The organism is Curvibacter sp. PAE-UM, assembly GCF_001432305.1.
In the GTDB taxonomy this organism is placed as follows: Bacteria; Pseudomonadota; Gammaproteobacteria; order Burkholderiales; family Burkholderiaceae_C; genus Hylemonella.
The window spans coordinates 1,891,818-1,901,993 of sequence record NZ_KQ483358.1; the positions used below are offsets into that span (position 1 = coordinate 1,891,818).

11 protein-coding genes are annotated in these 10,176 nt (G+C 67.1%); 7 read left to right on the top strand and 4 right to left on the bottom strand.

Translation table 11 applies throughout. The features are described 5' to 3' along the window. Window positions 1-83: 83 nt before the first annotated feature. Both AO057_RS09195 and tsaE read right to left on the bottom strand, forming a co-directional pair. Window positions 84-1,415: an N-acetylmuramoyl-L-alanine amidase gene (locus AO057_RS09195; protein ID WP_057675342.1), complete on the bottom strand. Its 1,332-nt coding sequence runs from the start codon at window positions 1,413-1,415 to the stop codon at window positions 84-86. Further along, complete coding sequence (gene tsaE / locus AO057_RS09200) at window positions 1,412-1,912, bottom strand: tRNA (adenosine(37)-N6)-threonylcarbamoyltransferase complex ATPase subunit type 1 TsaE (RefSeq protein ID WP_057675343.1); 501 nt, start codon at window positions 1,910-1,912, stop codon at window positions 1,412-1,414. Before tsaE ends, AO057_RS09195 begins: the two co-directional genes overlap by 4 nt. 12 nt (window positions 1,913-1,924) lie before the next feature. On the opposite strand from tsaE, the gene queG reads away from it, so the two are divergent. Together queG and AO057_RS09210 are read left to right on the top strand one after the other, a co-directional pair. Continuing rightward, window positions 1,925-2,983: a tRNA epoxyqueuosine(34) reductase QueG gene (gene queG / locus AO057_RS09205; protein ID WP_057677238.1), complete on the top strand. Its 1,059-nt coding sequence runs from the start codon at window positions 1,925-1,927 to the stop codon at window positions 2,981-2,983. A gap of 16 nt (window positions 2,984-2,999) precedes the next feature. Then, entirely contained in the window at window positions 3,000-3,593 is a 594-nt protein-coding gene (locus AO057_RS09210) for a hypothetical protein (protein ID WP_057675344.1), read from the top strand. A 9-nt stretch (window positions 3,594-3,602) separates the two neighbouring features. On the opposite strand, the gene AO057_RS09215 is transcribed toward AO057_RS09210, so the two are convergent. Next, a complete protein-coding gene (locus AO057_RS09215; RefSeq protein WP_057675345.1) occupies window positions 3,603-4,508 on the bottom strand; it encodes an AEC family transporter in 906 nt (301 codons plus the stop codon). 69 nt (window positions 4,509-4,577) lie between these two features. Here AO057_RS09215 and AO057_RS09220 point away from each other — a divergent pair, with 69 nt between their 5' ends. From AO057_RS09220 to AO057_RS09235, 4 genes are read left to right on the top strand one after another with little or no spacing between them, the layout of a single operon-like run. Continuing rightward, entirely contained in the window at window positions 4,578-5,156 is a 579-nt protein-coding gene (locus tag AO057_RS09220; protein ID WP_057675346.1) for a chalcone isomerase family protein, read from the top strand. A 37-nt stretch (window positions 5,157-5,193) separates the two neighbouring features. Then, on the top strand, window positions 5,194-6,156 hold the full coding sequence (locus AO057_RS09225; RefSeq protein WP_057675347.1) for a tripartite tricarboxylate transporter substrate binding protein BugE: 963 nt from the start codon (window positions 5,194-5,196) through the stop codon (window positions 6,154-6,156). A 7-nt stretch (window positions 6,157-6,163) separates the two neighbouring features. Further along, window positions 6,164-7,072, top strand: coding sequence for a site-specific tyrosine recombinase XerD (xerD, locus tag AO057_RS09230; RefSeq protein WP_082605494.1), 909 nt, complete (start codon window positions 6,164-6,166; stop codon window positions 7,070-7,072). A 22-nt stretch (window positions 7,073-7,094) separates the two neighbouring features. Next, window positions 7,095-7,784 (top strand): glutathione S-transferase family protein, encoded by a 690-nt coding sequence (locus AO057_RS09235; protein ID WP_057675349.1) that lies wholly within the window; start codon window positions 7,095-7,097, stop codon window positions 7,782-7,784. 9 nt (window positions 7,785-7,793) lie between these two features. On the opposite strand, the gene AO057_RS09240 is transcribed toward AO057_RS09235, so the two are convergent. Beyond that, window positions 7,794-9,053, bottom strand: a complete 1,260-nt coding sequence (locus AO057_RS09240; RefSeq protein WP_057675350.1) for an EAL and HDOD domain-containing protein — start codon at window positions 9,051-9,053, stop codon at window positions 7,794-7,796. A 49-nt stretch (window positions 9,054-9,102) separates the two neighbouring features. On the opposite strand from AO057_RS09240, the gene AO057_RS09245 reads away from it, so the two are divergent. Then, window positions 9,103-9,882 carry a ferritin-like domain-containing protein gene (locus AO057_RS09245; RefSeq protein WP_057675351.1) on the top strand — a complete coding sequence of 260 codons (780 nt, stop codon included), beginning with the start codon at window positions 9,103-9,105 and terminating at the stop codon, window positions 9,880-9,882. Window positions 9,883-10,176: the final 294 nt, after the last annotated feature.

Here is a 10,176-nt window from a genome sequence, read left to right on the forward strand (position 1 = left end):
GCACCGCTGGTGAACGCCAGGCCCATGTGCAGATGGCGCAGGGCGGGGTAGTGGACGATCCAATCCATGCGTGCGAACCCGTCTTAAACGCTGCGGTTGCGCGCCAGCGGCGGGTTCTTGGCGAAATAGCCCTCGATGCCGCGCATCAGCGCCTGGGCCAGCTGCTCCTGGTAGGCCTCGCTGTTGAGCTTGGCTTCCTCTTCCGGGTTGCTGATGAAGGCGGCTTCCACCAGCACGCTGGGGATGTCGGGCGCTTTCAGCACGGCGAACCCGGCCTGCTCCACACGCGGCTTGTGCAGCTTGCCGACACGGCCGATCTCGCTGAGCAGGGTGCCACCCAGGCGCAGGCTGTCCTTGATCTGGGCGCTGGTGCTCATGTCCAGCATGGCGCTCTGGACCTGCGCATCCTTGGCCTTGACGTTGATGCCGCCGATCTGGTCGGCCTTGTTTTCCTTGGCCGCCATCCAGCGCGCCGCGCTGCTCGACGCGCCGCCGTGGCTCAACGCGAACACGCTGGCACCCTGGGGGCGCGGTGTGTAGAAGGCGTCGGCGTGGATGCTCACGAACAGGTCGGCCTGCACCTGGCGCGCCTTCTGCACGCGCACGTGCAGGGGCACGAAGAAATCGCCGTCGCGTGTGAGGTAGGCGAAGAGGGTGTGGCCGTTGACGCTGCGCGCGTTGATGCGGTCGCGCAGGCGGCGCGCCAGGCGCAGCACCACGTCCTTCTCGCGTGTGCCACGCGGACCGATGGCGCCCGGGTCTTCGCCACCATGGCCGGGGTCCAGCGCGATGATGATGAGCCGGTCGGTTCCGTTGCCACGCGCCGGCAATGCGGGCACGGCCGGTATGCCCGGTGCAGGCGTCTTGTCGGCGTGGCGCGCGATCAGGTCGCCCAGCGGGTCGGCACCGGGGCGGGCGGCGGAGGTCGCCGGGGCCGGGGCGCCAGCGCCTTCCTTGAGCTTGAGGCGCTCGGCGATCAGCGCGGCCAGCGGGTCGGGCGGCTGGGTGGGGTAGAGGTCGAACACCAGGCGGTGCTGGTAGGGCTCGATGGGGTGCAGCGTGAAGACCTGGGGTTTGATGGCCTGCTTGAGATCGATCACCAGGCGCACCACACCCGGCGCGTACTGGCCCACGCGGATGCCGGCGATGTTGGGGTCTTCGGGCAGCACCTTGGCCACCAGCTCGCGCAGGGCGGGGTTGAGTTCGATGCCCTCGATGTCCACGGCCAGGCGCGGCGGCTGGCCGATGAAGGTCTGTTTGGCCTTGAGCGCGGTGTCCGATTCGAGCGTGACGCGCGAATAGTCCTCGGCCGGCCAGACGCGCACGGCCACGATGGCCGCACCGCTGGCCAGCTGGGCGCGGCCCAGCAGCAGCACCAATGTGCCGGCCTGGATCAGGTCGCGCCTCTGGATCATGCCCGCACCTCCTTCAGCCCACGCAGCAGTGCGGCACCCGTGGGCGTGCGGGCCGTGAGGATGGCGCGGCGTGATTCGTCGGCCTGCACCTGCAGCTCGATGGCGAGGTCGGCCACGGGCAGCAGGCCGGTGGCCTTCTCGGGCCATTCGGCCAGCTTGAGGCCGGGGCTGGCGAACAGGTCGCGAAAGCCCGCGTCTTCCCATTCGCGCGGGTCGCTGAAACGGTAGAAGTCGAAGTGCCAGATGTTGAGCCCGGGCACCTCATGCGGCTCGACCACGGCGTAGGTGGGGCTCTTGATGCGGCCCGGCACGCCCAGGGCCCGCAGCAGGTGGCGCACCAGGGTGGTCTTGCCGGCGCCCAGGTTGCCATGCAGTTCGACAAAGGCGTTGCGCAGGGACGGCTGCGCCGCCAGCACGGCGGCCAGGGCCTGCGTGGCGGATTCGTCAGGCAGGACGCGGGTTTCTACAATGGCTTCGTGACGTTCAGCAGCAGTCAATTCATTTCCCACATACGGACCTGGGCCCGTGATCTCGGATTTTCCCAAATCGGCGTGAGCGGTGTTGATTTGTCGGACGCCGAGCCGGGATTGCGCGACTGGTTGTCGCGTGGTTTCCACGGTGAGATGGCCTATATGGCCGCGCATGGCCTCAAACGTGCCCGTCCGGCCGAACTGGTGCCGGGCACGGTGAGCGTGATCACCGCACGTCTGGACTACCTGGGCGCGAGTATGCCCGAGGGCTGGCAGGCCATCGAGTTCGAGCGCCTGCAGCGCCCCACCGAGGGCATCGTGTCGCTCTACGCCCGGGGCCGCGACTACCACAAGGTCCTGCGCGCGCGCCTGCAGCAGCTGGCCGATCGCATGGCGGCCGAGGTGGGGCCCTTCGGTTACCGCGTCTTCACCGACTCGGCCCCGGTGCTGGAGGCCGAGCTGGCCACGCGCAGCGGCCAGGGCTGGCGCGGCAAGCACACACTCGTGCTCAACCGCGAGGCCGGCTCCATGTTCTTCCTGGGCGAGATCTATGTGGACCTGGCCCTGCCGGCCAGCGAACCCGTCAGCAACCATTGCGGCAGCTGCGAGGCCTGCATCACGGTCTGCCCCACGCAGGCCATCCTGGGCCCGGGGCGGCTCGACGCACGACGCTGTATCTCCTACCTGACCATCGAGCACGCGGGGCCTATTCCCGAGGAACTGCGCCCGCTGATGGGCAACCGCATCTACGGCTGCGACGACTGCCAGCTCATCTGCCCCTGGAACAAGTATGCGCAGCGCAGCCCCCTGCCGGATTTCGCGCCGCGCCCCGGCATGAGCGGGGCCGCGCTGCTGGACCTGCTGGCCTGGAATGAAGAAGAGTTCCTGCGTCGCACCGAGGGCAGCCCGATCCGGCGCATCGGCCACGAGCGCTGGCGGCGCAACATCGTGGTGGCCCTGGGAAATGCCTTGCGTGTGGCGCATGACCCTGCGATAGTCGGGGCACTGCAGGGGCAGCTGGAGCAGGGGAGTGCGCTGGTGCGAGAGCACGCAGCCTGGGCCCTGGCCCAGCGACCGGACCCACAGGCCACCGCGTGAATGACGGAGTCGGAACATGACCATTCAATACACCTACGTCTCGCCCCACTTGCCGGAAAACAAGATGCGCATGTACCCGACGAAGGTGATCAACATCATCGGCGGGCCGGGTTGCGAAAAGTCGCTGTTCACTGCCGCCATCATCCTGTACCTGCACCTGCACCACAAGACGGTGGAGCTGATACCGGACTACGCCAAAACCCTGGTGTGGCAAAAAGACTACGAGGCCCTGCGCAACCAGTACAGGATCGCGCAGCAGCAGTACCACATGCTGGAGCTGCTCGACGGCCAGGTGCAGTTCCTGGTGACCGAAGCGTCGCTGCCGCAGGTCCTCTACTACAACGAGTTCTACCCCGACAACATCTGCGACACGGGCAAGACCCGCAAGCAGATCCTCGAGTGGTACAAGCAGCACAACAACGTCAACATCATGGTCGAGCGCGGCGAGCGCAAGTACAACCATACCGGGCGTTTCCAGGACGAGGAGCAGGCCAGGGAAGTCGACCGCGGCATGCGCGCCCTGCTGCGCCGCGAGGGCATTGCATTCACGCCACTCAAGCCCGACCTGGAGGCCATCCACGCCTTCATGGCCGAACAGCTCAAGCAGTGAGCGGGTTCCCTAACGCAGCACGCCCAGGGCGAACGACAGGCTGACCACGCCCAGCAGGGTGGACAGCGTGACCAGGCCGGCGACGTAAGCGCCGTCGTAGCCCATGCGTGCGGCCAGCACGTAGCAGCTGGACGCCGTGGGCAGGGCCGAGAAGGCCAGCAGGATGGTGGTCTGCACCGGCGTCAGGCCAAAGGCCAGGGACAGGCCCAGCGCGATCAGCGGCAACAACAGGTGCTTGATGGTCAGCACGGCCACCGCCAGCACTTTGCCCTGGCCCAGGCTGGAGAAGCGCAGGCCGGCGCCAGCCGCCATCAGGCCCAGGGCCAGCGAAGCGGCGCCGATGCGGCTGAGCGTGGGATCGGCCCAGGCCGGGATGCGCAAACCCAGCACGTTGGCGATCAGCCCCGACACCGTGGCGATGATCAGCGGGTTGCGCAGCAGTTCGCGCCCCACGCTGCGCTGCGCATGGCGCGCCATGGGCCAGACCGCGCCCACGTTGAACAGCGGCACGCAAAAGCCGATCAGCACGGCCAGCAGCAGCAGGCCTTCGGGGCCGGCCAGGCGGTCGGCCAGGGCCAGGCCGATGAAGGAGTTGAAGCGGAAGGCCACCTGGGCGCTGGCCGCATGCAGGCGCGCATCAATATGGCGGCCGATGAAGGGCAGATGGGGCAGGGCGTAGGACAGGGCGATGCCGCTCACGCCCATGGCCAGCCCGGCACCGATCAGGCTGGAGGCGGCCGAGAGGTCCAGCGGGCTTTTCACGATGCTGTGAAACAGCAGCACCGGGAAGAGGAAATAGTAGACCAGGATCTCGACCTGGTCCCAGACCGGGCGGTTGAGCGCGGTGTAGCGGCAGACCAGGTAACCGCACAGGATCAGGGAGAAATCGGGGAAAAGCAGCTGGGCGTAGTTCACATGGTGAGAATACCAGTCCCCACAGCACCGGCCTGTCAGCCGGATCCACGCCTGCGGCGTTTGAGGGTCATGAACAAGCTGTTTTCTCTCCCCCTGCTGGCTCTGGCGGCTGTCCTGGCCTTTGCTCCCGCGCAGGCCGCGACCCTTGAAGGCCAGCGTTTCGACGACACGGCCCGTCTGGGCAGCCGCGACCTGCAACTCAATGGCCTGGGCGTGCGCGCCATCTACATCTTCAAGGCCTTCGTGGCCGGGCTCTACCTGACCGAGAAGGTCGCGGCCGGCCCCGAGGCACTGCGCCAGGGCGGCCCCAAGCGCCTGCAGCTGCGCATGCTGATGGAGGTTGGTTCCGACCATGTGAAGCAGGCGCTGGTCGACGGCATGCGCAAGAACGTCACGGACGCCGAGTGGGCCGCCATGCAGGACCGCGTGCAGCGCTTCTCGCGCACGATCGACACCATCGGTGTGGCCCGCGAAGGCGACACCATCACCCTGGACTACGTGCCCGAACAGGGCCTGCTGCTGGCCGTCAACGAGGTGCCGCGCGGCACGGCCATCGGCGGTGCCGATTTCTACCAGGCGCTGCTGGAGATCTTCGTCGGACCCGACCCCGTGGATACCCGACTTAAAAACGGCCTGCTGGGGCAATAGAATCGGTCATCCTTCATTTGTCCAGGAGACCTTCACCATGCAGAGACGCGCTCTCTTTGCCCTCAGCCTGCTGGCTGCTGCCGGCACCGCTTTTGCCCAGGGTTACCCCAACAAGCCCATCAAGCTGCAGGTGCCCTTTGCGCCCGGTGGCACCACCGACATCATTGCGCGTGTCATCGCCGAGCCGCTGAGCAAGGCCCTGGGCCAGCCGGTGGTGGTGGAGAACAAGGCCGGTGGCGGCGGTGTGGTCGGCGCCAACGAGACGACCAAGGCCGCGCCGGACGGCTACTCGCTGGGCATGGCCACCGTGTCCACCACGGCGGCCAACCCGGCCATCAACGCCAAGATTCCCTACAACGCCCTGACGGACTTCACCGCCATCGTCAACATTGCGGCCACGCCCAATGTGATCGCCGTGCACCCCAGCTTCCCGGCCAAGGACTACAAGGGCTTCGTGGCCGAACTCAAGAAGTCGCCGGGCAAGTACTCCTATGCCTCCTCGGGCACGGGCGGCATCGGCCATCTGCAGACCGAGCTCTACAAGAACCAGACCGGCACCTTCATGACGCACATCCCCTATCGGGGTGCGGGCCCGGCCCTGAACGACACGGTGGCCGGCCAGGTGCCGATCATCTTCGACAACCTGCCCTCGGCCCTGCCTTTCATCCAGGCCGGTCGCCTGGTGCCGATCGTCGTCGCCGCCCCGCAGCGCCTGGCCGTGCTGCCCAATGTGCCCACCTTCAAGGAAGTGGGCCTGGAGCCGGTGAACCGCATGGCCTACTACGGCATCCTCGGCCCCAAGGGCCTGCCCAAGGAGGTGGTGGACAAGGTCAACGCGGCCGTGCGCCAGGTGCTGCAGGACCCGGCCGTGCGCAAGCGCATCGAGGACACCGGTTCCCTGGTCGTGGGCAACACGCCCGCGCAGTTCGCCGAGCAGATGAAGGCCGAATACCTGGTCTACAAGAAGGTGGTCGACACCGCCGGCCTCAAGCTCGATTGAGCCCCTCGTGGCACAGGGCACAGATGACGCGTCCATCGACGCCTTCGTCGATGCCCTGTGGCTGGAGGAAGGCCTGTCACGCAACACGCTGACGGCCTACCGCCGCGACCTCACGCTCTACGCCCGCTGGCTCACCGCCCGCGGGCGTACGCTTTTGGAGAGTACGGAACACGACATCAACGGCTACTTTTCCGAGCGCCACGCGGCCACGCGTGCCACCACGGCCAACCGCCGCCTGACGGTCTTCAAGCGCTATTTCCGCTGGGCCCTGCGCGAGCGCCGCATCAGTGCCGACCCCACGCTGCGCCTGCAGGCTGCCAGGCAGCCCCTGCGCGTGCCCAAGACCCTGAGCGAAGCCCAGGTCGAGGCCCTGCTGGCCGCACCCGGCGAGGACACGCCGCTGGCCGTGCGTGACCGCACCATGCTGGAGCTGATGTACGCCAGCGGCCTGCGCGTGAGCGAACTGGTGGGCATGAAGACTTTCAACGTCAGCCTGTCCGAGCACGTGCTGCGGGTCTTCGGCAAGGGCAACAAGGAGCGCCTGGTGCCCTTCGGCGAGGTGGCCTCGGGCTGGCTGCAGCGTTACCTGCAGGAGGCCCGCCCGGCCCTGCTGGCGGGCAAGCAGACTGACGACCTCTTTGTCACCCTGCGCGGCACACGGGCCGGCGAGGCCATGTCACGCGTGATGTTCTGGATGATCGTGAAAAAGCATGCGCTGGCTGCCGGCATCACCGCGCCGCTCTCGCCGCACACCCTGCGCCACGCCTTTGCCACCCACCTGCTGAACCACGGTGCCGACCTGCGCGCCGTGCAGATGCTGCTGGGGCATGCCGACATCTCGACCACCACCATCTACACCCACGTGGCGCGCGAGCGCCTCAAATCCCTGCACGCGCAGCACCACCCGCGCGGTTAGGAAATTTTCCCGGAGCCTGCCCATGATCACCGTCCACCATCTCGAAACCTCGCGCTCGCAGCGCGTCCTCTGGCTGCTTGAAGAACTGGGCCTGCCCTACGAGCTCAAGGTCTACGCGCGCGACCCGCTGACCCGCCTGGCGCCGCCCGAGCTCAAGCGCATCCACCCCCTGGGCAAGTCGCCCGTCATCACCGACGGCGAGGAGGTCATCGCCGAGTCCGGCGCCATCATCGAGTACCTGGCCGAACGCTACGGCGCGCAGGCCGGTGGTGAGCTGGCGCAGCTGGTGCCCAAGCCGGGCACGCCCGCGCACCGCCAGTGCCGCTTCTGGATGCACTACGCGGAAGGTTCGCTGATGAACTGGCTGGTGATGAAGCTGGTCTTCATCAGCATCCCGCGCCAGCGCATGCCCTTCTTCGTGCGCCCGATCGCGCGCCAGCTCTGCGCCAAGGTCATCGCGCGGCTGATCGAGCCCAATGTCGTGGGGGCCCTGGCCTTCATGGAAGAGCATCTGTCGCGCAACACCTGGTTCGCCGGCGAGGCGCTGAGCATGGCGGATTTCCAGATGAGTTTTGCCGTGGAGGCCGCACTCACGCGCGGCACGGACACCACGCCCTACCCGCATGTGCGGGCCTGGCGGGACCGCATGAACGCCCGCCCGGCCTACCAGCGCGCGCTGCAGCGCGGCGGCCCGGTGATCGCGAAGTTTTAGCCCGACGCCTCAGGCGTTGGCCGGGTCCAGGTTCTCGGCCCAGCTCAGGGCCTGCAGGTGGGCCCAGTTGACCTGGTGGTTGGAGAGGTGCAGCTGCGTGGCGGCGCGCGCGAAGGCCTCGTCGTCGGCCGACTCGCAGGCCAGGGTCAGTTCCAGGAAGGGCGCGAACATGCCCTTGCGCTGCAGCAGCGCGTCCGTCACGTGGGCCGACAGCGAGATCGATTCCAGCGCCTGCGCCATGGGCAGGCCCAGCATGGTGTCGAGCAGCGAGAACACACCGACCACGAAGGCGTCGTCGCTCTCCTCGGGCGGCAGCAGCTCGGCGGCCAGCAGCTCCATGAGCCGGCCGCGCACCACGGCCATATTGCCCACGGCCGGCGCGGTGCCGCCCACGCGCGAGGTGGTCATCAGCAGCGCGGCCCAGCGGAACAGCTTCTGCATGCCCAGGATCATCACCGCGTGGCGGAAGGAGGTGATTTCGCAGCTCAGGCCGAAACCGGCCGAGTTGATGAAACGCAGCAGGTTGAAGGACAGCGTGGGGTCGCGCTTGAGCAGCTCCTCGATCTCGCCCACTTCGGCCTGGCGCCGCACCAGGTTGATCAGCTGGATGATGTTGGCCTGGGCCGGTCGCAGGGTCTGGCCCTTGACCAGCACCGGCGTGGCGAACCAGTAACCCTGGAAGAGCTTGATGCCGTGTTGTGCCGCCAGTTCGTGCTGCGCGGCCGTCTCCACCTTCTCGGCGATCAGCTTGGCCGTGCTGTGCTTCTGCGCAAACTTCACCAGCGGCTCGATCAGCTCGGGCTTGAGCTGCGACAGGTCGAGCTTGATGTAGCTGGCCAGCGGCAGCCAGGCCGCATAGGGGCGCGTCAGCATGACCTGGCTGAAAGCCAGCTTGAAACCCTTGCGGCGCACTTCCATCAGCACGGGCAGGCGGGCTTCGATCTCGGACGGGCTGTTCCCTTCGAGCGGTGGGATCTCCAGCACCACGCGTTCGGGATGGATCAGCTCCAGATGCCGCCCCACCAGGCTCTCGTGCGTGCAGTTGATGAACATGGTCTTGCGACCCATGAGCGCCTGGTGCTCGGCGTGCGAGAGCACGTTGAACAGCAGCTCGGCGTCGCTGGCCGCGGTGTGCGCTTCGGCGCCCAGGGAGCGGTCGTAGAGCTCGTAGCCGATGACGTTGCGGCCTTCGTCCAGGATGGCCTGGCGGGCAATGGCGGTCTGGTCGCCGGTGGCCGGCTGGTCGGGGGCTGCGGTAGGCGTGGACATGGTGGCTCTGGTGATTTGCCAATCATTCTAGGGGGATAATTTCGTCACCATGGAACTGCGCGCACGCTGCCTCGAACTGCTGGCCCTGGCCGACCCCGTGGCCAAGGCCGCCGGCGTCACCGCGCTGGACCGCAATGGCCCGCTCGATTGCGCCCGCGAGTTCGCTGAGCCACCCGGTGTCCCCGGCCGTAGCGCGCGCCCGCCACTCCTGCCCCACACCCAGATCAAGACCGGCTCGCTCGCCACCCCGCGCGGCCACGCCGCCCTGGTGCACAGCATCGTGCACATCGAACGCAATGCCATCGACCTGGCGCTGGACATCTGCTGGCGCTTTGCCGACCTGCCCGAGGCTTTCTACCGTGACTGGCTGCAGGTTGCCTTCGAGGAGGCTTACCACTTCACTTTATTGCGTGAGCACTTGCTGACGCTGGGTTTCGATTACGGTGACTTTCCGGCCCACGACGGTCTGTGGTCGATGGCCGAGCGGACCAAGGGCGATCTGCTGGCGCGCGTGGCGCTGGTGCCGCGCACGCTGGAAGCCCGCGGCCTTGACGCTTCACCGGCGGTGAAGACCAAGCTGGTTTCGATTGGGGATCACCGGGCGGGGGAGATTCTGGACATCATTTTGCGGGATGAGATTGGGCATGTGGCTACGGGCAACCGCTGGTATGCGTGGGCTTGTGGGGAGCGGGGGCTGGAGCCTGTTGCTACCTATGCGGAGCTGGTGGTGAAGTACGAGGCGCCTAAGTTGAAGAGGCCGTTTAATCTGGATGCTCGTCGTGCTGCCGGTTTCAGCGATGCGGAGTTGTCTGCCTTGCAGGCGGACTGAGCTTTTCTTCGGCTGAGGCCTGTGTTTGCGTGGCTTCGCCGGGATGTGCCCCCGGCAGGGCAGTAACTTTCTTTTGCTTCGCCAAAAGAAAGTCACCAAAGAAAAGGCGAGCCGGATTCGTCGACCCTGCGCTGCGCTACGGGCACGCTGCGTTGCTCGGCCTAAGCGGGGTGCGCGCAAACTCGCTGCGCTCAAACATGCGCGCCCCTTTATCCGCTCAGCCCTGCGCTACTCGCCTCCTCATTACGGCGGGGGGGACCGAATACCAGATACCAAGACAAAAAAGGCGCGCCC